We start from the raw sequence: 19,540 nt of genomic DNA, 5'->3' as shown, positions 1-19,540 counted from the left end.
TCCGGCACCGACCTGAAGGACACGAAAGCCCGGACTCATGCCCGTCCTCGAACGGATCCGCGATTTCGCCGACACGATGAAGGCGTGGCGGCACGATCTCCACGCCCATCCCGAGCTGCTCTACGACGTGGAGCGGACCGCGGGGTTCGTGGCCGATCGGCTCCGCGACTTCGGCTGCGATTCGGTGGAGACCGGCATCGGCCGGACCGGCGTGGTCGGGGTGATCCGCGGCAACGGCCGGAACTCGAACCGCGCCATCGGGCTGCGCGCCGACATGGATGCCCTGCCGATCCAGGAGATTCGGGACCTGCCCTACCGCTCCACGGTGCCGGGCAAGATGCACGCCTGCGGCCACGACGGGCACACCACGATGCTGCTCGGGGCGGCCAAGTACCTCGCCGAGACCCGGGATTTCGACGGCTCCGCGGTGCTGATCTTCCAGCCCGCCGAGGAGGGCGGTGGCGGCGGCGAGGCGATGGTCGAGGATGGCCTGATGGAGCGGTTCGGGATCGAATCGGTCTACGGGATGCACAACATCCCCGGGATGGCGGTCGGCACCTTCGCGATCCGTCCGGGGCCGATCATGGCCTCGACCGACCGTTTCACCATCACCATCGAGGGGCAGGGCGGCCATGCGGCCCTGCCGCAGAACGCCGTCGACAGCGTACTGGTGGCGAGCCACGTGATCATCGCCCTGCAGAGCATCGTGTCGCGCAACCTCCATCCGCTGGAATCGGCCGTCGTCTCGGTCTGCACGCTCGATGCCGGCGAGGCGTTCAACGTGCTGCCGCAGAGCGTCACCATGCGCGGCACCATGCGGACCCTGTCCCAGGCGGTGCGCAGCCAGATCAAAGCGCGGATCGAGACCCTGGTGGCGGAGATCGCCGGCGGTTTCGGCGCGAAAGGCGTCGTGGAATACGGCTCGAGCTATCCGGTGACCGAGAATCACCCGGCCGAGACGGATTTCATGGCCGGCGTGGCCGAGGCGCTGGTCGGGCCGGAGCATGTCGACCGGACCGTCGCGGCGATGATGACGGCGGAGGACTTCTCCTACATGCTCGGCCGCCGCCCCGGCGCCTACATGTTCATCGGTAACGGCGACAGTGCCTCGCTCCACCACCCGCATTACGACTTCAACGACGCCGCGACCCCGTACGGGGCTTCGCTGTGGGCGCGTCTGATCGAGACGGCGCTGCCCGTGACGGCGTGAGCCCGGCGGGCGCCCCCGGCCTTCCGCGTCCGACTCTGAGGCAGGCCGTCCCGGTCTGGCTGCGGGTTGCGGCTCTGTCCTTCGGCGGGCCGGCCGGCCAGATCGCCGTAATGCACCGTATCCTGGTGGAGGAACGGCGCTGGATCTCCGAGCGGCGCTTCCTGCACGGGCTCGGCTTCTGCACGCTTTTGCCCGGCCCGGAGGCGCAGCAGCTCGCGACCTATATCGGCTGGCTGATGCACGGGCCCGCCGGTGGTCTGGTCGCGGGCGGGCTGTTCGTGATGCCCGGGCTCCTGGCCCTGATGGGCCTGAGCTGGCTCTACGTCCTGTACGGCACGATCGATCTGGTCGCCGGCCTGTTCTTCGGGCTCAAGGCAGCGGTGCTCGCCATCGTGCTGCACGCGCTCTGGCGCCTCGGCGGCCGGGCCTTGCGTGGGCGGACGGACCGCCTCATGGCGGGCGCCGCCTTCGTGGCGATCTTCGCCCTCGCCGTACCGTTCCCCCTGGTGGTCGTCGTGGCGGGCGTGCTCGGCCTCGTGCTGGGGCGGAAGCCCGCCCCGGCTCCGACCGCCGCGGAGGCTGCAGCGGCCGGCGAGGCGGGATTCCTGATCGGCGAGGCGATGCTGCCGCGGGAGCACGCCAGACCGGCGGATTCGCTGCGCGTCGGCGCCCTCTGGCTGGGAATCTGGCTCCTGCCGGTGGTGGCGCTGCTGGTTCTGCCCGGCCCGGCCCCGGTCTTCGGGCAGATCGCGCTATTCTTCTCGAAGATGGCGGTGGTGACCTTCGGGGGCGCCTACGCGGCGCTCGCCTATGTCGCCCAGCAGGCGGTGGAGCATTACGGCTGGCTGCGGCCCGGCGAGATGCTCGACGGGCTGGGGCTCGCCGAGACGACGCCCGGGCCGCTGATCATGGTGCTCCAGTTCGTCGGCTTCCTGGCCGGCTACCGGGCGCCCGGCACCCTGCCGCCGCTGCTGGCCGGAACGCTGGCCGGACTGCTCACCACCTGGGTCACCTTCGCGCCGTGCTTCCTCTGGATCTTCGCCGGAGCGCCGCTGATCGGGCGTCTGCGCGGGAGCCGGCTGCTCGCCGGGGCCCTGTCGGCGATCACCGCCGCGGTGGCGGGCGTGATCCTCAACCTCGCGGTCTGGTTCGGGCTGCGGACGCTGTTCGGCGTGGTCCGGACGGTGCCGCTGGGGCCGCTGCGGCTGGACGTGCCCGTGCTCGCCAGCCTCGATCCCGCCGCCCTGGTCTTGACGCTGCTGGCGATCCTGGCGGTCTTCCGGCTGAATCTCGGGGCGCTGCCGACCCTGGCGCTCTGCGCCGGGGCCGGGATGCTGCTGCGGCTGTCGGGCCTGGCCTGACCGTGCCGCTCAGGTCCCGTAGCGGGCCTTGAGCAGCGCGTAGGTCAGGCGCGCGGTCTGGACCTCGCCCCCCTCCGGGCGGCCCGGCTTTGTCGACGGATTCCAGCCGTAGAGGTCGAAATGGCCGTGCGCCTTCGTCTTGGGCGCGAAGCGGCGCAGGAACAGCGCCGCGGTGATCGCGCCGGCGAACGGCCCCCCGGACACGTTGTTGAGGTCCGCCACCTTGGAGTCGAGCAGGCGCGCGTAGGGGGCGTGCAGCGGCATCCGCCAGATCGGGTCGATCGCCGTCCGCCCGGCCTCCGCGACGGAGGCGGCCAGGCCCTCGTCCTCGGTGAAGAACGCCGGGAGATCGGGACCGAGCGCCACCCGGGCCGCGCCCGTCAACGTCGAGAAGTCGAGGATCAGCTCGGGCTCCTCCGCGTCGGCGAGCGCCAGCGCGTCGGCGAGGATCAGTCGGCCTTCGGCGTCGGTGTTGCCGATCTCGATGGTGAGCCCCGCCCGGCTGGGCAGCACGTCACTGGGACGGAAGGCGTTGCCGGAGACCGCGTTCTCCACCGCCGGGATCAGCACGCGCAGGCGGATTCTAAGGCCGGCGCCCATGATCATGTCGGCGGCTGCCAGCGCCACCGCGGCGCCGCCCATATCCTTCTTCATCAGCAGCATGGCGGAGGATGGCTTGATGTCGAGCCCGCCGGTGTCGAAGGCGACGCCCTTGCCGACCAGGGTCACGCGCGGCGCATCGTCCGGCCCCCAGCTCAGGTCGACCAGGCGCGGCGCCCGCGGCGAGGCGGCGCCGACCGCGTGGACCAGGGGGAATTCCCGGGCCAGCGCGTCGCCCTGCGTCACCGCGATTGCGGCGCCATGGCGCTCGGCCAGGGCGCGGGCCGCGGCCTCGATCTCGGCCGGTCCGAGATCGTTGGCGGGGGTGTTGATCAGGTCGCGGCCCATCGCGACCGCGGCGGCGATCCGCCCGATCTCGTCGCTGTCGATCCCGGCGGGCGCCACGAGGCGCGCCTTCGGGCCGCCGGCGGAGCGGTAGCGGCCGAAGCGGTAGCTCCCCATCAGCCAGGCCAGCGCGGCCTCGGCCGGGTCGGGGGCGTTCTCCAGGCGGAAGTTTCCGTCCGGCAGCAGGCCCGGCAACTTCCCGGCGATCAGGCGGTCATAGGCCGGCGCCTCGGTATCGCCGAGGCCGAACAGCACCCGGGCGAGATTGCCGTCCGGGCCCGGCAGCAATGCGAGGCTCCCGGCCTTCGGCTTGAAGCCGAGCGAACGGGTGAAGCTGCTGTGGGCCGGGTTGAGGGCGGCTTCGGCCTCGGACCAGGACGCCGTCGTCACGAGGGTGACCGGCACGGCGGGCGTGTCGCCGGGTAGAAGGGCGGGATGCGTCGCGGAAGCGTCGGCCTGGGTCATGTGCCTCTCGTGGGGCGGTCGGGCCGGCAGCGGCTTAACCGGTGGTTAGGGTTAACGCTCTATCACCGGCCGGCCGGGAGCGTGAAGCGCGAGCCAGAGCCCGCCCGGCCTGTGCCGGCGGAGCGCATCATGAAGACGGCCCCGATCCGGGTCACCGGAACCCTGGCTTCCAACGTCCGCCGGGCAGGCCTCGCCGCGGCGGCCCTCACGGCGCTGGGTCTTGCCGGCTGCAACACCCGCTCGCCCGAGACCACCGGCTCGATCGGCGACCTCGGTGGGCGCCAGACGGCCGCGCGCCAGGAAGCCCCCTCTCGCCAGGATCTCGAGGCCCTGGCCGAGCGGTTCAACGCCAATCCCGGCGACGGGCGGGCGGCCATCGCCTATGCCCGCGCCTTGCGGGTGAACGATCAGGCGGCCCAGGCCTCCGCGGTGCTGCAGCAGGCGGCCCTGCGCAACCCGCGCGACACGTTCATCCTCGGCGCCTACGGCAAGTCGCTGGTCGAGGCCGGCCGTTACCGCGAGGCGATCGACGTGCTCGCCAACGCCCATTCTCCGGCCTCGCCCGATTGGCGCATCCTGTCGGCGCAGGGCTCGGCCTCCGCGCAGCTCGGCGAGCAGGCCCGGGCCCAGAGCTTCTACGAGGCCGCGCTGAAGATCCGGCCGAACGAGCCCTCGCTGCTGTCGAATCTCGGCCTGTCCTACGCCCTGTCGCGCAACCTCGACCAGGCCGAGCAGACCTTGAGGCTCGCGGCCGACCAGCCCGGCGCCGATGCCCGCGTCCGGGCGAACCTCGCTCTCGTGCTCGGCCTGAAGGGTCGATTCGCCGATGCCGAGGCGATTCTGCGTCGGGACATGAGCCCGGAGGAGGCCGCGACCAACGTCGCGTCCCTGCGCAAGCTCGCCGCCCAGCCAAATCGCTTCAAGACGCTTCCGGGCGCGCCACAGCAGGGCTGATCGCCGCCCGAACCGCATCCAGGACTGAGGGCGCCGACGGGGTCCGTCCGTGTCTCAGGATGCACCGCACCATCGAGGCACCCCCGCAGGCCCGACAGGGCCGCGCAGCTGTCATCGCAACCCGGTAGCGGCCAGATTCGAAAAGTTCTATATCGTTTCCTGGCTGCGCCGCGCGGCTCCACGGGCGTCCAAATCGCCCCCGCGCATCGTCCTGCCCGGGCACTCCCGGGGCGGCGCGCGCCCGTCGGGCGCTACACAGGCCGAACACAACTTCGTAGCGCAGGTCTTGCCTGCGCGTGTTCGACAACCCGCAGCGAGGATAGAACCAGCCGTGCCCTCACTCGACAGCTTCAAGGCCCGCCAGACGCTCCAAGCCGGCGGCAAGACCTACACCTACTATTCGATCCCCGAGGCCGAGAAGAACGGCCTCGCCTCCGCCACCGCGCTGCCCTTCTCGATGAAGGTCCTGCTGGAGAACCTGCTGCGCTTCGAGGATGATCGCTCTGTCCGCAAAGCCGACATCGAGGCGACGGTCGGCTGGCTCGCCGAGAAGGGCAAGGCCGAGGTCGAGATCGCGTTCCGGCCCGCCCGCGTGCTGATGCAGGACTTCACCGGCGTCCCGGCCGTGGTCGATCTCGCCGCCATGCGCGACGCCATGGTGGCGCTGGGCGGCGACCCGCAGAAGATTAACCCGCTGGTGCCGGTAGATCTCGTCATCGATCACTCGGTGATCGTCGACGAGTTCGGCACGCCGAAGGCGCTGGCCGACAACGTTGCCCTGGAATACTCGCGCAACGGCGAGCGCTACACTTTCCTGAAGTGGGGCCAATCGGCCTTCGACAACTTCTCCGTGGTCCCGCCGGGCACCGGCATCTGCCACCAGGTGAATCTGGAATACCTGGCCCAGACCGTCTGGACGAAGTCCGAGGACGGGACCGAGATCGCCTATCCCGATTCGCTGGTCGGCACCGATTCGCACACCACCATGGTCAATGGTATGGCGGTGCTGGGCTGGGGCGTCGGCGGCATCGAGGCCGAGGCGGCCATGCTCGGCCAGCCGCTCTCGATGCTGATCCCCGAGGTCGTGGGCTTCAAGCTGTCGGGCAAGCTGCCCGAGGGCACCACCGCCACCGACCTCGTGCTCACCGTCACCCAGATGCTGCGCAAGAAGGGCGTGGTCGGCAAGTTCGTGGAATTCTACGGCCCCGGCCTCGACGACATGGCGGTCGCCGACCGGGCTACGATCTCCAACATGGCCCCGGAATACGGCGCCACCTGCGGCTTCTTCCCGATCGACCAGCGGACCATCGACTTCCTGAAGGTCACCGGTCGCTCTGACGACCGGATCGCCCTGGTGGAGGCCTACGCCAAGGCGCAGGGCATGTGGCGCGACGCCAAGACGCCCGACCCGGTCTTCACCGACACGCTGCATCTCGACATGGGCGAGGTCCGCCCGTCGCTCGCCGGCCCGAAGCGCCCGCAGGACCGGGTTCTGCTCGATGCCGCCAAGCCCGGCTTCGCGACCTCGATGGAGAGCGAGTTCAAGAAGGCCGCCGATCTCGCCAGCCGCTACCCGGTCGAGGGCACGAACTTCGATATCGGCCACGGCGACGTGGTGATCGCGGCGATCACCAGCTGCACCAATACCTCGAACCCGTCGGTGATGATCGGCGCGGGCCTGCTCGCTCGCAACGCCGTGGCCAAGGGCCTGCGCTCGAAGCCCTGGGTGAAGACCTCGCTGGCCCCCGGCTCGCAGGTCGTCGGCGAGTATCTCGAGAAGTCCGGCCTTCAGGAGCCCCTCGACGCGCTGGGCTTCAACCTCGTCGGTTTCGGCTGCACGACCTGCATCGGCAATTCCGGCCCGCTGCCGGAGGCGATCTCTAAGGCGATCAACGATAACGACGTCGTGGCCGCCGCGGTGCTCTCGGGCAACCGCAACTTCGAGGGCCGGGTAAACCCCGACGTGCGGGCGAACTACCTCGCCTCGCCGCCGCTGGTCGTGGCCTACGCGCTGGCCGGTTCAATGCAGATCGACATCACCACCGAGCCGCTGGGCCAGGGCTCCGACGGCAAGCCGGTCTACCTCCGGGACATCTGGCCGTCCTCGGCGGAGGTCCAGCAGTTCATCGAGGAGAACATCACCTCGGAGCTATTCAAGCGCCGCTACGCCGACGTGTTCGGCGGTGACCAGAACTGGAAGAACGTCGAGGTCACCGAGGCCGAGACCTTTGCGTGGAACCCCGGCTCCACCTACGTGCAGAACCCCCCGTACTTCGTCGGCATGGAGAAGACGCCCAAGCCCGTGGAGGACATCGAGAACGCCCGCATCCTCGGGCTCTTCCTCGACTCGATCACCACCGACCACATCTCGCCCGCGGGCAACATCCGGGCGGCCTCGCCGGCCGGCGAGTACCTCCAGGCGCACCAGGTCCGCGTGCAGGACTTTAACCAGTACGGCACGCGGCGCGGCAATCACGAGGTGATGATGCGGGGCACCTTCGCCAACATCCGCATCAAGAACCAAATGGTCCGGGACCCGTCCGGCAGCGTGGTCGAGGGCGGCTGGACGCTGTTCCAGCCGTCGGGTGAGAAGATGTTCATCTACGACGCGGCGCAGAAATACGCCGCGCAGGGCACTCCGCTCGTCGTCTTCGCCGGCAAGGAATACGGCACCGGCTCCTCGCGCGACTGGGCGGCCAAGGGCACCAAGCTCCTGGGCATCCGGGCCGTGGTCGCCGAGAGCTTCGAGCGTATCCACCGCTCGAACCTCGTTGGCATGGGCGTGGTGCCGCTGGTCTTCCAGGGCGACACGTCCTGGGCGTCCCTGGGCCTCAAGGGCGACGAGACCGTCACCATCAAGGGGCTGTCCGGCGAGCTGAAGCCGCGCCAGACCCTGATCGCGGAGATCACCGCGTCGGATGGATCGAAGAAGGAGGTGCCGCTCACCTGCCGGATCGATACGCTCGACGAGCTGGAATACTTCCGCAACGGCGGCATCCTGCCCTACGTGCTGCGCTCGCTCGCGGCCTGAACCGTTTCGAGGCGGCGCCCATTCGGCGCCGCCTTTTTCATGCGCGCCGTCATGCTGCGCATCCTGACGGAATTGTCTTGCGCACAACCTTGTTTCGCGCCCGCGGCGCCCCATAACCCGGCTCCCGAAGCAGGACCGGAGCCCCATGAAGCATCTCAGCAAGACCCTCGCCGCCGCCGGACTGACAGCGCTGCTGTCGAGCGCAGCCTACGCCGCGCAGGTCGAGCGCGTCCGCGGCACGATCGACAAGGCCGAGGGCAGCACGCTTACGATCAAGACCGAGGACGGCAAGTCCGAGACCGTCGATGTCGGCGGCGCCAAATTCGCCTGGGTGGTTCCGTCGACCCTCGACCAGATCAAGGACGGCGTCTTCATCGGCACCGCCACCAAGGGCGAGAACCCGATGACCGCCCTCGAAGTCGTGCTCTTCCCCGAGTCGATGCGCGGCACCGGGGAGGGCCATTACGGCTGGGACACGATCACCGACCAGACCGGCGGCGCCGGCTCCAAGGTGAAGAGTGCCATGACCAACGGCACCGTGAAGGCCGAAGCCGCCAACGCCCCCAAGGTGAAGAGCGCGATGACCAACGGCACCGTGAAGGCCGATGCGAGTGCCGCCGGCGGCGCCCGCACCCTGACGGTGAGCTACGGCAAGGACGGGTCCAAGGAGATCGTGGTGCCGTCCTCGGCGCCGATCGTCGCCTTCGAGCCGGCCGATAAGACGATCCTGGCCCCCGGCTCCAAAGTCTTCGCCGTCGTCGCCAAGGACGGCGCCAAGGCCGAGGGCAAGCTCGTGGCGGTCGGCAAGGATGGTCTCACCCCGCCGATGTAAGACGAAACGGCCCGCGTGACGGAATGCGTCGGGCGGGCCGAAATGCTCTGCGGAGGATGGCTCCAACAGAGCGCCGAACATTCCACCCGCGCCCTCATCCTGAGGTGCCGGAGCGCAGCGGAGGCCTGGAAGGAGCCTTCTAGCACCCGCCGCGATCCCTGAAGCCCTCCTTCGAGGCTGCTCCGCAGCACCTCAGGATGAGGGCGTGGGTGGGGGCCCTAAGGACGATGCCCGGCGAGCGCACGCCGGGCCTTCGCGTATCAGCCCTTCAGGGCCACCGAAAAATCCGCCTCGGTCTTCTTGCGGATCTCCTCCTCGGAGACGCCGTCGGCGAGCTCGATCAGCGTCATGCCGCCGTCGCCCTTCTTGTCGATCTCGAAGACGCCGAGATCGGTGATCACGAGATCGACCACCCGGGTTCCGGTCAGCGGCAGGTCGCAGGCCTTGAGCAGCTTGGGGCTCTCGGTGCCGTCCTTGTTCTTGGCGACGTGCTCCATCACGACGATGACGCGCTTCACGCCGGCGACGAGGTCCATCGCGCCGCCCATCCCCTTCACCATCTTGCCGGGGATCATCCAGTTGGCGAGGTCGCCGTTTCCGGCCACCTGCATCGCCCCCAGGATCGACAGGTTGATATGCCCGCCCCGGATCATCCCGAAGGAATCCGCCGAGGAGAAGTAGCTGGTCGTCGGCAGGGCCGTGATCGTCTGCTTGCCGGCGTTGATCAGGTCCGGGTCCTCCTCGCCCTCGTACGGGAAGGGGCCCATGCCGAGCATGCCGTTCTCGGATTGGAGCTGCACCGACATGCCCTCGGGGATGTAGTTCGACACCAGCGTCGGGATGCCGATACCGAGGTTCACGTAGAAGCCGTCTTCCAGCTCCTTGGCGGCGCGCGCCGCCATCTGCTCGCGGGTCCAGGCCATCGTTCTACTCCCTTCCCTCGATCAGTGCGTGCCGCCGCCGGCGGCGGCCGCCGGCGTGGTCTCGGAGCGCTTGCGCGTGGTGCGCTGCTCGATCCGCTTCTCGCGCACGCCGACCTCGATGATCCGCTTCACGAAGATCCCGGGCGTGTGGATCGTGTCCGGGTCGATCTCGCCCGGCTGCACGAGATGCTCGACCTGCGCCACCGTCATCGTGGCGGCCGTCGCCATCATCGGGTTGAAGTTGCGGGCGGTCATCCGGTAGCGGAGGTTGCCCTCGGTATCGCCGGTATGGGCGTGCACGATCGCGAGGTCGGCGAACAGACCGCGCTCCATCACGTATGGCTCGCCGTCGAACTCCCGCACCTCCTTGCCCTCGGCGACCTTGGTGCCGACGCCGGTCTTGGTGAAAAAGGCCGGAATGCCGGCGCCGCCCGCGCGGATGCGCTCGGCGAGCGTCCCCTGCGGGTTGAACTCGATCTCCAGCTCGCCTCCAAGATATTGCCGGGCGAACTCCTTGTTCTCGCCGACATAGGACGAGATCATCTTGCGCACCTGTCGCGTGTCCAGGAGCTTGCCCAGGCCGACGCCGTCGATGCCGGCATTGTTCGAGACGATGGTCAGGCCCTTGACCCCCGAAGCGCGCACCGCCTCGATCAGCTCGTCGGGGATGCCGCAGAGGCCGAAGCCGCCGCACATTACCATCATGTCGTCGCGCAGCAGGCCGGCCAAGGCCGCGGTGGGATCCGTGTAGACCTTCTTCATCGAACCGTCCTTTTCCCGCCCGGTCTGGCCCGGCCGAAATCTTGGGAAGCGCGTTTCCTCGGGCTTGCTGTCCCCGATTCCGCGACCGAAATCCAGTACCGCGATCCCCGGCTCACATGGTGTCCGGGGCGATCCGTAACCCGCGCCGCCCTGGGGAGAGCCCGACCGCAGCGCCGGAGCCCCGCAGACAAGGCGGCCTGAGCGCGCTATGAGATGACTTCGACGAGCAGACCCTACCGGGCCGCGACGGCTTGAGGGGGCTGGCGCCGCACCCGGCCTTCGGCCGCATCTGCGGCTCGCCCATCCGGAGCATGATGTCGCCGCGCCGCCCAATCCTCGCTCTCGCCCTCGCGGGCCTCATCCTCGCGGGCCTCGGCCTTCAGGACTGGTCGGTCGATGGCCGCCGGGCGACGCGTTTTGCGGCCCATGCGCTGGACGATTACGGACTCGCGCTGACCACGCACGGGACCGCTCAACTCCGCCTCCTGCCCCTGCCGCGCCTGACCCTCGGCCAGGTGCGCATTGCCGCCGGACCCACCGGGCCGACCCTTGCGGACGCTGGGCGCTTGACGATCGCCCTCGATCCGCTCGGCTTGCTGGTCGGGCGGGCGGATCTGGGCGGGCTCCGGCTCGAGGACGCACGCCTGTCCGCAGATGCCGCCGCCTGGCGCGAGCCGCTCACGCAGCTGACCGGCCGGATGCGCTCGGGTCTGACGCAGCGCCCGCGCTGGATCGCCCTGAGCGGGGCCCGCATCGACGGGGGCGAGGATGCGCGGGATATCGCAATCGACCTCGCCTGGCCGTTCTGGAGCGCGACCGCCGAGGTCCGTGCCAGCCTGACCTGGCGGGGCGTGCCGATGCGGGTGGCGCTGACCCATCTACTGCCGGCCTACATCGCACAGGGGCTGCGCACACCGTTCACGGCTTGGGTGACTTGGCCGGATGGCAGCCTCGCGCTCGACGGGACGGCGGGACCTCCGCTGGATGGAGGCGCAATGCCGGTCCTCGCCGGGCGAGCCCGGTTCGAGAGCCGCGCGCTCCCCGAAACCCTGGCCTGGCTCGGGCGCGACGCACCGCTCGCATCGCTCGCCGGCGCCTTCTCGCTCGACGGACGTTTCGAGACGTCGGAGAAATCCGTGTCCTGGCCGAGTCTGCGTGTCGGCCTCGGCGACGACGTTCTGGAGGGGGCGGGTGCCGTGGCCCTCGGTCCGGGCACCCCGCAGCGCCTTTCGGTCCAGGCGACCCTGGCGGCCGAGACCCTCAACCTGGCGCCGCTGATGGGCGATCTGGTCAAGCTGTTCGAGGCCGAGCCGACGCCCCTGGCGCTGGCGCCACTGACCAAGGGCGATCTCGATCTGCGCCTGTCGGCGGCCGAGGGCCGGGTCGGAGTGGTTCAGGTCCAGGACCTGGCCGCCAGCATCCTCGTTCGGGATGCTGCCGTGGAAGTGGCGGTGAACCGGGCGCGCCTTCAGGACGGCACGCTCAAGGGGCGCGTCACCCTGGCGAGCGGTGCGGACCCAGCCGAGACTGAGGTGCGGATGCAGGGCAGCCTCGATCGGGTCGATCTCAGTACCCTGCTGGGCGAGATCGGGACCGGGCGGTGGATGAGCGGGCCGCTGCAGGGGCAGTTCTCCCTTGAGGGCAGCGCCCGTGACAGCGCCGGCCTGCTCGCCCATCTCGGCGGTCGCGCGACGCTCTCGGTCGACGGCGGTGCGATCTCGGGTCTCGACTTGGCAGAGCTCGTTCACCGCAACGGCGTCGTCCCCGCCGGAGCACTCGCGCGCCGCAATGGCCGGACCGCCTTCGAGCGCGCCGCGATCACGCTGCGCTTCGCCGACGGGGTCGGTGAATTTGCCGAATCAGGCCTGCGGGGGCCGAGTGTCGGGGCCAGCCTGCAAGGTCGGGTCTCGCTGCCGACGCGGCGGATCGAGGCTCGGGGCGATCTGGCGCTGCGCGCGGCGGCCGACCCGTCCCGCGGGCTCCTGTTCGAGGTCTCGGGTCCATGGGATGCGCCGACCGCGCAGGTCGTGCCCCAGGGCGAGGCGATGCTGCCAGACCCGTTCAAGGTTCCCGCTGCGCTCGGGCTGAGCGGCAACGCCCGCGCCTACGCGCCGTGACGCCGGTGATGGCGTCCGATCGTGCCCGCTTTTAAGCTCCGGCTTCAAACCTGTTCGTGACCCCCATGCGCCGCCTGCCACTCGAGGAACCGATCACCCGCGCCGGGCCGCTGTCGCGGCAGCTCGCGGTGTTCGCCATCACCGCCACCGGCCTCGCTCTGATCGTGGTCCGCGACCCGCGCGCGGATACCGACGCGGCGCTGGTCGCGCTCGCGGCCGGGCTCTGCGTCGCCCTGGCGGCGGCGGTCGCGGCCGTTTTCGCGTTCGTGCATGTCTGGCGCGAGGGCGCGCGGGGTCTGGGAGCGGCGCTGGCCGGATTGCTTCTGGCGCTCCTCCTGCTGGGCTACCCGGCCTATCTCGGCTTGCGCGGCCTACGTCTGCCGGCCCTTTCGGACATCACCACCGATATCGACAACCCGCCGGCCTTCTCGCGCTCGCGGGCCGCCTTTGCGGCGCGGGGCGGGCGCTACCCGCCGGATCCGGGTCCCGCGATCCGCGAGCGCCAGCGCGGCGCCTATCCGCAGATCGCGCCCCTCACCCTCGATATCGGCGCCGACGAGGCGTTCGAGCTGGCGCGCAAGGCGGCGCTTAACCGGCATTGGCAGATCGTCGAGGCGATCCGTCCGGGGGGACGCACCGGCAATGGCCGGATCGAAGCCGTGGCCCGCGGCCTCATCCTCAATCTGCCCGACGACGTGACCGTGCGGATCCGTCCCCGGGCCGATGGCGCCCGGATCGACGTGCGCTCGGCCTCGCGGATCGGTGGCCGGGATTTCGGCAGCAATGCCGACCGCATCCGGGCCTATCTCGACGACGTCGCCAACCTCGCGCTGGCGGTGAAGTAGGCGAGCGCCGGTCAGGCCGGGGCGTAGGCGCTGTCGAGACGCGGCGGCCCATCGCAGGCCACGAGCCCGCGCCCGACGAGATCTTCCAGATGGGCGAAGACCGACAGGGCGGCGGCACTCCGCAACCGCGGGTCGAGCCCCTGGTAGATCGCCGCAACGACCTCCGGAATGTGTGAATCCCCGGCAGCCAGCCGGGCGCGGATCGCCGCCTCCCGCTGACGGCGATGGCCGAGGAGGCAGCGGACGAGGCGCGCGGGCTCGCGGACCGGGCCGCCATGTCCCGGCCAATAGATCGTTTCGCTGCGCCCGCGCAGCTTTTCGAGCGAGGCCATGTAGGCCCGCATCTCGCCGTCCGGGGGGGCGACGATCGTCGTGTTCCAGGCCATCACGTGGTCGCCCGAGAACAGCGCCTCGCCCTCCGGCAACGCGAAGGCGAGGTGGTTCATCGTATGGCCGGGTGTTTCGACCGCCACGAGCGTCCAGCCCGGACCCGAGACGGTCTCGCCCTCCGCCATCACGCGCGCCGGGGTGTGGGCCCGGTCGGAACTGGCGTCCAACATCGGGGCCTCGCCCTCTGCGAGGGCCCGGGCTGCCCGATGCGGGCCGCAACCGACGATCGACGCACCGGTCCGGGCCGCCAGGATCCGCGCCCCGGGCGAATGGTCCCGGTGCGTGTGGGTCACCACGATGACCTCGACCTGTTCGCCGCCGAGGTCTGCGAGCAACGCATCGATATGGGTGGATTCGTCCGGGCCGGGGTCGATGATGGCGACGCGCCCGCGGCCGACCACATAGGTACACGTGCCGGTCGCCGTGAACGGCCCGCCATTCGGAGCGATTCGCCGCCGGATCAGCGGTGCCACCTGCTCCATCTGCCCGCTCTCGGGCAGCGACCGATCGAAGGTCGGCTTGCTCTCGTCCTCACCCGCCATCACCACCCCGTCCCTGTCCGGGGGCGGTTCTAAAGCCGCGTCCGACCGCGGTGCAAACGGGTCCGACCCTGAGACAGCTCCGTTGAAAGCGCCGCCGTCTCGGGACTCAGCCCATCGTCACAGAGGTGTGGGCTGAGACACAACCGGGCGCGATCAGCCCCCGCGTCGCGCGTTGCGCCGCGAATCAACCGGCCCGATGAGACCGACCGGCGCGGACGCGGACAGGCACCGGCACGGGGGCCGGCATGACGCCGAGGCCAAGGGCCGCCGCCCGCGCCGCGTCGGCAGCCCCATCGACGATCTCCGTCACGCGCGCCGCCAGGGCAGCGACCTTGGATCGAACGGCTCTCTTTGCAGCTTGCAGCATCGCGGATCCCGGTTCGGACCTAATGACCTATCATCGAACGCTACCGTCAGGCTCCCGTTCCGTCACGCAACGTCGCGGGCAGATCCGCGAGCGAGACGAATGCCGCCTCCATTGTCAAGTGCGCGGAACCAGAGCGAAACCTTGGCGTTTTCGAGTCCAGAACGACGCGGCCACCCGCGCCGGTACTTTTAAAGGATCCGCACAATGCTCGGTTGGGCCGTAACCTTCCTCGTCGTCGCTCTGGTCGCTGCTCTGCTCGGCTTCGGTGGTATTGCCGGGACCGCCATGGAAGCAGCCAAGCTCGTGTTCTTCGTTGCGATTGTCCTGTTCGCGATCTCGGCCGTCGTCGGCCTGATGCGTGGCCGCTCGCCAACTCTGTAAAGCGGTCGTAACCACTGGCGCTAGCGCCAGGCTGTGGACCGAATTGGGGAGAGCCGCCGTCATCCACGGCGGCTTTTCCGTCTCCGGGGCTTTTCAGAAGCCTAGAGACCGTCGGCCGCCCCTTACGCCTTCTCGTGATCTCCGCCATCGAGTTTGGCGATCAGTTCGGCGAAGCGATCGGGCACCGGTTGGAGCGCCACACTGTCGTACATCGCGCGCAACTGCGCGGCGAGGCGATTGCGGGTATGATCGCTCAAGGCGCCGCGGCCGCCGGACCGGTCTCCCGACACGGGGGCGGCATCCGCGGGATCGCCCGATGCAATGATCGGGGATTGGGCCGGGGGGGCTGAAGCGGTTCCAGCATACGGATCTCCGGCGCGGAGGTCCGCATCCTTGCCGTGGTCAGCCATTCACACGCCCCTTATTGCCGAAGTCCGCTGGGCCGCATTGTACTGCGGCTCGACATACGCCATGGCTGCGGCTGCAACGCCCGCCCGCCGGATCGGTTCCGCTGAGGGCGGAACGGAGTGCGAGCCTCCGCGTTGGGCGGTAGGCTGCGCAGGATACAAGCCGGCCCCGGCACGACCTTGGTCGAGCACCGAGGCATCGCGGCCGGGCAACACGGCGAGGCACAGGGGATCGAATGTCGACATCGCAACTCGTGGTACAGCACCTGCCGTACCTGCGCCGCTACGCGCGGGCGCTCACGGGGAGCCAAGTGGCGGGCGACGCCTATGTCGCCGCCACCCTGGAAACCCTCGTCAACGAGCCGGATACGCTCGGCCGCAGCACCAACATCAAGGCGGACCTGTTCCGGGTCTTCACCCGGATCTGGAACTCCCTGTCGGTGAACGGGCGCAGCGAGCAGGTCCAGCACGATTTGCCGGCTGAAGTCCGCCTCGGCCAGATCACCCCGCTGCCGCGGCAGGCCTTCCTGCTGTCCTGCCTCGAAGGCTTCTCGGAGGAAGACGCAGCCATCATCCTGGCCGTCGATGTCTCCGAGGTCCGTGACCTGGTGGACGAGGCCGGCCGCGAGCTCGCCGCCGACATGGCCACCGAAATCCTCATCATCGAGGACGAGCCGCTGATCGCCATGGATCTCGAGGCGCTGGTCGAGGGCCTCGGCCACAACGTCATCGGTGTCGCCCGCACCCGGACCGAGGCGATCAAGATCGCCAGCGAGGGCAAGCGCCCGGGTCTGATCCTGGCCGACATCCAGCTGGCCGACGGCTCCTCGGGTCTCGACGCGGTGAACGACCTGCTGAAGACCTTCGAGGTGCCGGTGATCTTCATCACCGCCTATCCGGAGCGGTTCCTCACGGGCGAGCGCCCCGAGCCGGCCTTCCTCATCGCCAAGCCGTTCCAGCCGGCGAATGTGTCGGCGGTGATCAGCCAGGCCCTGTTCTTCCAGCAGACCGCGCGTCGCCGGGAAGCCAAGACCGCCTGATCCTGCGGGCATCGGAGCGGCTGGCCGCTCCGGACCGACTCATCGAGCTCCAAAAACCCCGGCGCGAGCCGGGGTTTTTTGTTGCGCCGTTCTCGGCACGAACGCGCGCAAAAAAACGGGCTGGAGATGGCTCCAGCCCGTCGAAAAGGTTCCGGCCGATGCACAAGGGGAATGCGGGGAGGACCAGGTGGCCGGGTCTCGATGTAACGAGCGCGGCCTCGGGATGTTCCGGAAAATGCGCTTTTTGCGCGAGCGTGCCATTTTCAGCACAGGGGATGGTTGTGGATGACCGGGGTGCGCCGCCGCACCAACAGCCCGCCCGTTGACGAATACTCAGTGATCACAGGAACGGGACTGTTGTGGAACCTGCGATTGCAGGCCGCGTTGTTCGAACATCCTGTCAAGCTCTCGTGATGAGGTCGGGGCAATGCTGCGGTCTGGTTTCATTCTGGGCGTGAGTGCTCCCGCGGCTCTTCTGACCGTGCTCCTGCAGCCGGTGGTTCGTGAGACGGCCGACAATTGGTCGCCGCCCGTCATCGCCGCGAGGGCGTCCGCGCCCGCATCGCTGCCGGGGATGCGTCCGGCCTCCCTGGCGCTGAGCCCGACCCGCGTCGCCGGCGTCCAGCGCACCGAGAGCCGCCCGGTCCCGGTCGCGGAAGAGGGCCAGGAAATCGGGATCCGGCCGATCCTCAAGCCGCCGGTGCAGCCGCGCCGCTTGGTCCGAGAGGGCTGCGAGACCGCACTCAGCTCCCTGGTCGGTCCCGAGGCGCGCCGCATGACCCCGGGCCGCTGCATCTCCTGATCCCGAAAGCCTGTTCGGCTCAAAGCACAAGGCCCCGCCAGTCCGGCGGGGCCTTGTGCTTTGGGGCGGTTGTCTGAAACGGCTCTGGAAACGAGGACGGCGCCGGTCTGAGGACACGGCGCCGTTACGCAACGCGATGGTTCTGGTGCGTCACTCGGCGCGGCCAGTCCCGGTCGATTGTCCACCCTTGCGGCCCGCCGAAGAGGCCAACTCGCGGTCCTGCGAGAAGGAGCGCTTCTCGGCCGGCACGCTGCGTCCGCCCTTGCTGGCGATCTCGCGCTGCCGCGACAGGTCCATCGAGGCAAAGCCCCGCTTCGAGGTTGAATTCCCGGATGCCATCAGTTCCTCCTCAGGCTTCGCTTCACCCCGCAACAACCTTCAGCAATAACCAAGGTTCCTGTGACGAGACCTGGCCAAGTTTGGCAAAGCTAAGCTTGGCAGCAACCGCCGTCTGTGTGCGGCGTTGATCCGGGATTGATCTGCGCGCACCGCCACGGGCGCCTCAGGCGCGTTGCCTCGGGCCGGCCTTCTCTCGAAGGGCGCCCGCGGGGATCTGCGATGCAGGTCGGGAAAAAGGGTTTTGGGTGATGACGAACCGCGACATGGTTAAGACCGGGCCTGGGTCGGCGCCGAGCGTCGAACCGAACACGCCTCCGCTGCCGCCGATGCCCGCCCCCGAGGATTCCCCGACGCCGACGACGCGCGAGGAACCGGTCGACTCGCCACACCTGAATGCCAGCCTCAAGCGTCCGGCCCCCGGTCCCGGCGAGCAGGGCCTGTCGACGAAGCGCTGAGCCGGCTCGGCCTCAGCCGGCGTGCAGGCGCGTCCGGCGGGTCAGGCCGACGATCAGCAGACCGATCCCCAGGATCGTCGCGATCCCGGCTACCGTCAGGATCCGCTGCACGAGGGGTGTGTAGAGGCCGCGTGCGGCATCGTAGCCGTAGCAGAGCAGCGTCAGGCGATCGGCCAGGCTTCCGACCCGGCCCTCGCCGGCCTCCGTCAGGGCGAGGCGAAGATCCCGCCCGGTCAGCGCCAGCGGCGACAGCACGCGGGCGACCCGGCCGTCACCGGCAAGCAGCATGGCGGCCGCGGGATGAGCGAAACTGTCCGTCCCGGCATCGTAGACCGCGCTGTAGCCCAGGGCGCCGGTCAAGGCCGCGAGGGCGGCATCAGAGACGAGCAGGGGGCGGATGCCGGCCGCGCGCTCGCCCAACGTCTCCGCGAGCATGCGTCTTGCCGCCGCGGCATCGTCCCGCGGATCGATGCCGACCAGCACGAATGCGTAGTCCTCCGCGGCGAGGCCGGTGGCCGCCAAGGCGTCCGCCGCCATCGACACCATCGGGTCGCAGACGTTGCCGCAGGTATAATCCACCGGCAGCAACAGGGCGACGCGCCCACCGAGGGACTGACCCAGCGTCGTCGCCCGCCCAGTCCGTGCGTCCGTAACGGCCAGCTCCCAGGGGACCCGGGCATCCGGCAGGGGAGCGACCGCGACGCGGGCCAGATCGGCCTGGACCAGCCGGGCGCAGACCGGCACCGGACCGACCAGAAGCCCGCCCAGGATCGTGAGCAGGGCGGCGATCAGGCTGCGGACGGCTCGGTCTGCGCCGGGGCTGGGACTGGACAAGCGCTTGACGAACCGCATGGATGTGTGGGCCGGTGCGGCCACCTGAAGACCATCCATGCCCGCGAGGGCGTGAAACCCCTCGCGGAGCCCGCGAATGACCCTCGATACCGAGGTTTCCTCTTTAAGGCAGGTTCCGCTGTTCCGCGAGGTGGAGCCGGCGCGCCTGAAGCTTCTGGCCTTCACGAGCGAGCGCGTGCATTTCGAGCCGGGGCAACGCTTCTTCGCCCGGGGCGACGTGGCGGATGCAGCCTACGTGATCCTCAAGGGCAGTGCCGAGGTGAGCATCGACGGCCCGGCCGGCCCGGTCAGGCTCGCATTGCTCGGACAGGACGCCTTGGTCGGCGAGATGGGCATCCTGGCCGACCAGCCCCGCTCCGCCACCGTGACGGCGGAATCGGCCGTGACGGCGCTCCGCATCGATCGCGGCGTCTTCCTGGAACTGCTGGCGCAGTTCCCGCAGATCAGCATCGCGCTGATGCGGGTGCTTGCGTTGCGGCTCGAGCAGACGAACCAGGCGCTGGCCGAGAGCCGGGGCTGA

The 19,540-nt window shown here is 69.6% G+C and carries 20 protein-coding genes; 13 read left to right on the top strand and 7 right to left on the bottom strand.

Features of this window, described 5'->3' with window-relative positions; translation table 11 throughout:
• Positions 1-37: 37 nt before the first annotated feature.
• Complete coding sequence (locus AKJ13_RS19320) at positions 38-1,210, top strand: M20 aminoacylase family protein (RefSeq protein ID WP_050734819.1); 1,173 nt, start codon at positions 38-40, stop codon at positions 1,208-1,210.
• Positions 1,207-2,571 carry a chromate efflux transporter gene (gene chrA, locus AKJ13_RS19315; protein ID WP_050734818.1) on the top strand — a complete coding sequence of 455 codons (1,365 nt, stop codon included), beginning with the start codon at positions 1,207-1,209 and terminating at the stop codon, positions 2,569-2,571. Before AKJ13_RS19320 ends, chrA begins: the two co-directional genes overlap by 4 nt.
• 9 nt (positions 2,572-2,580) lie before the next feature.
• Here the strand turns inward: chrA and AKJ13_RS19310 are convergent, their stop codons facing one another.
• Positions 2,581-3,981 carry a leucyl aminopeptidase family protein gene (locus AKJ13_RS19310; protein ID WP_050734817.1) on the bottom strand — a complete coding sequence of 467 codons (1,401 nt, stop codon included), beginning with the start codon at positions 3,979-3,981 and terminating at the stop codon, positions 2,581-2,583.
• Between the two features lie 129 nt (positions 3,982-4,110).
• On the opposite strand from AKJ13_RS19310, the gene AKJ13_RS19305 reads away from it, so the two are divergent.
• From AKJ13_RS19305 to AKJ13_RS19295, 3 genes are all read left to right on the top strand, one after another.
• Positions 4,111-4,935, top strand: a complete 825-nt coding sequence (locus AKJ13_RS19305) for a CDC27 family protein (RefSeq protein ID WP_050734816.1) — start codon at positions 4,111-4,113, stop codon at positions 4,933-4,935.
• Positions 4,936-5,266: 331 nt separating this feature from the next.
• Entirely contained in the window at positions 5,267-7,966 is a 2,700-nt protein-coding gene (gene acnA, locus AKJ13_RS19300; RefSeq protein ID WP_050734815.1) for an aconitate hydratase AcnA, read from the top strand.
• Positions 7,967-8,111: 145 nt separating this feature from the next.
• On the top strand, positions 8,112-8,798 hold the full coding sequence (locus tag AKJ13_RS19295) for a hypothetical protein (RefSeq protein ID WP_050734814.1): 687 nt from the start codon (positions 8,112-8,114) through the stop codon (positions 8,796-8,798).
• 260 nt (positions 8,799-9,058) lie between these two features.
• On the opposite strand, the gene AKJ13_RS19290 is transcribed toward AKJ13_RS19295, so the two are convergent.
• Positions 9,059-9,721, bottom strand: a complete 663-nt coding sequence (locus AKJ13_RS19290; protein WP_050734813.1) for a CoA transferase subunit B — start codon at positions 9,719-9,721, stop codon at positions 9,059-9,061.
• A 21-nt stretch (positions 9,722-9,742) separates the two neighbouring features.
• Complete coding sequence (locus AKJ13_RS19285) at positions 9,743-10,483, bottom strand: CoA transferase subunit A (protein ID WP_050734812.1); 741 nt, start codon at positions 10,481-10,483, stop codon at positions 9,743-9,745.
• 311 nt (positions 10,484-10,794) lie between these two features.
• Here AKJ13_RS19285 and AKJ13_RS19280 point away from each other — a divergent pair, with 311 nt between their 5' ends.
• A complete protein-coding gene (locus tag AKJ13_RS19280) occupies positions 10,795-12,600 on the top strand; it encodes an AsmA family protein (RefSeq protein WP_244471660.1) in 1,806 nt (601 codons plus the stop codon).
• Between the two features lie 65 nt (positions 12,601-12,665).
• Positions 12,666-13,445: a DUF1499 domain-containing protein gene (locus tag AKJ13_RS19275; RefSeq protein WP_050734811.1), complete on the top strand. Its 780-nt coding sequence runs from the start codon at positions 12,666-12,668 to the stop codon at positions 13,443-13,445.
• A gap of 11 nt (positions 13,446-13,456) precedes the next feature.
• On the opposite strand, the gene AKJ13_RS19270 is transcribed toward AKJ13_RS19275, so the two are convergent.
• Positions 13,457-14,377 carry an MBL fold metallo-hydrolase gene (locus AKJ13_RS19270; RefSeq protein WP_050734871.1) on the bottom strand — a complete coding sequence of 307 codons (921 nt, stop codon included), beginning with the start codon at positions 14,375-14,377 and terminating at the stop codon, positions 13,457-13,459.
• Between the two features lie 571 nt (positions 14,378-14,948).
• Between AKJ13_RS19270 and AKJ13_RS30015 the strand changes: the two genes are divergently transcribed.
• Positions 14,949-15,125, top strand: coding sequence for a DUF1328 domain-containing protein (locus AKJ13_RS30015; RefSeq protein ID WP_007568853.1), 177 nt, complete (start codon positions 14,949-14,951; stop codon positions 15,123-15,125).
• A 122-nt stretch (positions 15,126-15,247) separates the two neighbouring features.
• Here AKJ13_RS30015 and AKJ13_RS19265 read toward each other — a convergent pair whose 3' ends face one another.
• Positions 15,248-15,535, bottom strand: a complete 288-nt coding sequence (locus AKJ13_RS19265) for a NepR family anti-sigma factor (protein WP_050734810.1) — start codon at positions 15,533-15,535, stop codon at positions 15,248-15,250.
• Between the two features lie 233 nt (positions 15,536-15,768).
• Between AKJ13_RS19265 and AKJ13_RS19260 the strand changes: the two genes are divergently transcribed.
• From AKJ13_RS19260 to AKJ13_RS19255, 3 genes are all read left to right on the top strand, one after another.
• Complete coding sequence (locus AKJ13_RS19260) at positions 15,769-16,572, top strand: response regulator (protein WP_007568855.1); 804 nt, start codon at positions 15,769-15,771, stop codon at positions 16,570-16,572.
• Between the two features lie 285 nt (positions 16,573-16,857).
• A complete protein-coding gene (locus AKJ13_RS33130) occupies positions 16,858-16,986 on the top strand; it encodes a hypothetical protein (protein ID WP_280137119.1) in 129 nt (42 codons plus the stop codon).
• 13 nt (positions 16,987-16,999) lie between these two features.
• Positions 17,000-17,374, top strand: a complete 375-nt coding sequence (locus tag AKJ13_RS19255) for a hypothetical protein (protein WP_050734809.1) — start codon at positions 17,000-17,002, stop codon at positions 17,372-17,374.
• 150 nt (positions 17,375-17,524) lie between these two features.
• On the opposite strand, the gene AKJ13_RS19250 is transcribed toward AKJ13_RS19255, so the two are convergent.
• Positions 17,525-17,713, bottom strand: coding sequence for a KGG domain-containing protein (locus AKJ13_RS19250; RefSeq protein WP_007568857.1), 189 nt, complete (start codon positions 17,711-17,713; stop codon positions 17,525-17,527).
• Positions 17,714-17,961: 248 nt separating this feature from the next.
• Here AKJ13_RS19250 and AKJ13_RS19245 point away from each other — a divergent pair, with 248 nt between their 5' ends.
• Positions 17,962-18,168, top strand: a complete 207-nt coding sequence (locus tag AKJ13_RS19245; protein ID WP_050734808.1) for a hypothetical protein — start codon at positions 17,962-17,964, stop codon at positions 18,166-18,168.
• Between the two features lie 12 nt (positions 18,169-18,180).
• Here the strand turns inward: AKJ13_RS19245 and AKJ13_RS19240 are convergent, their stop codons facing one another.
• Complete coding sequence (locus tag AKJ13_RS19240; protein WP_082317024.1) at positions 18,181-19,044, bottom strand: SCO family protein; 864 nt, start codon at positions 19,042-19,044, stop codon at positions 18,181-18,183.
• A gap of 52 nt (positions 19,045-19,096) precedes the next feature.
• Here AKJ13_RS19240 and AKJ13_RS19235 point away from each other — a divergent pair, with 52 nt between their 5' ends.
• Positions 19,097-19,540, top strand: a complete 444-nt coding sequence (locus AKJ13_RS19235; protein ID WP_007568861.1) for a Crp/Fnr family transcriptional regulator — start codon at positions 19,097-19,099, stop codon at positions 19,538-19,540.

The organism is Methylobacterium sp. ARG-1, from assembly GCF_001262595.1.
GTDB lineage: Bacteria > Pseudomonadota > Alphaproteobacteria > Rhizobiales > Beijerinckiaceae > Methylobacterium > Methylobacterium brachiatum.
This window is presented reverse-complemented; position numbering and strand designations above follow the sequence as displayed.

Bases quoted from the DNA above. Each gene is read 5' to 3' on its own strand.
- AKJ13_RS19320 (WP_050734819.1), top strand. From the start codon at position 38: ATGCCCGTCCTCGAACGGATCCGCGATTTCGCCGACACGATGAAGGCG.
- AKJ13_RS19310 (WP_050734817.1), bottom strand. From the start codon at position 3,981: ATGACCCAGGCCGACGCTTCCGCGACGCATCCCGCCCTTCTACCCGGC.
- AKJ13_RS19305 (WP_050734816.1), top strand. From the start codon at position 4,111: ATGAAGACGGCCCCGATCCGGGTCACCGGAACCCTGGCTTCCAACGTC.
- AKJ13_RS19295 (WP_050734814.1), top strand. From the start codon at position 8,112: ATGAAGCATCTCAGCAAGACCCTCGCCGCCGCCGGACTGACAGCGCTG.
- AKJ13_RS19290 (WP_050734813.1), bottom strand. From the start codon at position 9,721: ATGGCCTGGACCCGCGAGCAGATGGCGGCGCGCGCCGCCAAGGAGCTG.
- AKJ13_RS19285 (WP_050734812.1), bottom strand. From the start codon at position 10,483: ATGAAGAAGGTCTACACGGATCCCACCGCGGCCTTGGCCGGCCTGCTG.
- AKJ13_RS19280 (WP_244471660.1), top strand. From the start codon at position 10,795: ATGATGTCGCCGCGCCGCCCAATCCTCGCTCTCGCCCTCGCGGGCCTC.
- AKJ13_RS19275 (WP_050734811.1), top strand. From the start codon at position 12,666: ATGCGCCGCCTGCCACTCGAGGAACCGATCACCCGCGCCGGGCCGCTG.
- AKJ13_RS19270 (WP_050734871.1), bottom strand. From the start codon at position 14,377: ATGGCGGGTGAGGACGAGAGCAAGCCGACCTTCGATCGGTCGCTGCCC.
- AKJ13_RS30015 (WP_007568853.1), top strand. From the start codon at position 14,949: ATGCTCGGTTGGGCCGTAACCTTCCTCGTCGTCGCTCTGGTCGCTGCT.
- AKJ13_RS19265 (WP_050734810.1), bottom strand. From the start codon at position 15,535: ATGGCTGACCACGGCAAGGATGCGGACCTCCGCGCCGGAGATCCGTAT.
- AKJ13_RS19260 (WP_007568855.1), top strand. From the start codon at position 15,769: ATGTCGACATCGCAACTCGTGGTACAGCACCTGCCGTACCTGCGCCGC.
- AKJ13_RS33130 (WP_280137119.1), top strand. From the start codon at position 16,858: ATGACCGGGGTGCGCCGCCGCACCAACAGCCCGCCCGTTGACGAATAC.
- AKJ13_RS19255 (WP_050734809.1), top strand. From the start codon at position 17,000: ATGCTGCGGTCTGGTTTCATTCTGGGCGTGAGTGCTCCCGCGGCTCTT.
- AKJ13_RS19250 (WP_007568857.1), bottom strand. From the start codon at position 17,713: ATGGCATCCGGGAATTCAACCTCGAAGCGGGGCTTTGCCTCGATGGAC.
- AKJ13_RS19245 (WP_050734808.1), top strand. From the start codon at position 17,962: ATGACGAACCGCGACATGGTTAAGACCGGGCCTGGGTCGGCGCCGAGC.
- AKJ13_RS19235 (WP_007568861.1), top strand. From the start codon at position 19,097: ATGACCCTCGATACCGAGGTTTCCTCTTTAAGGCAGGTTCCGCTGTTC.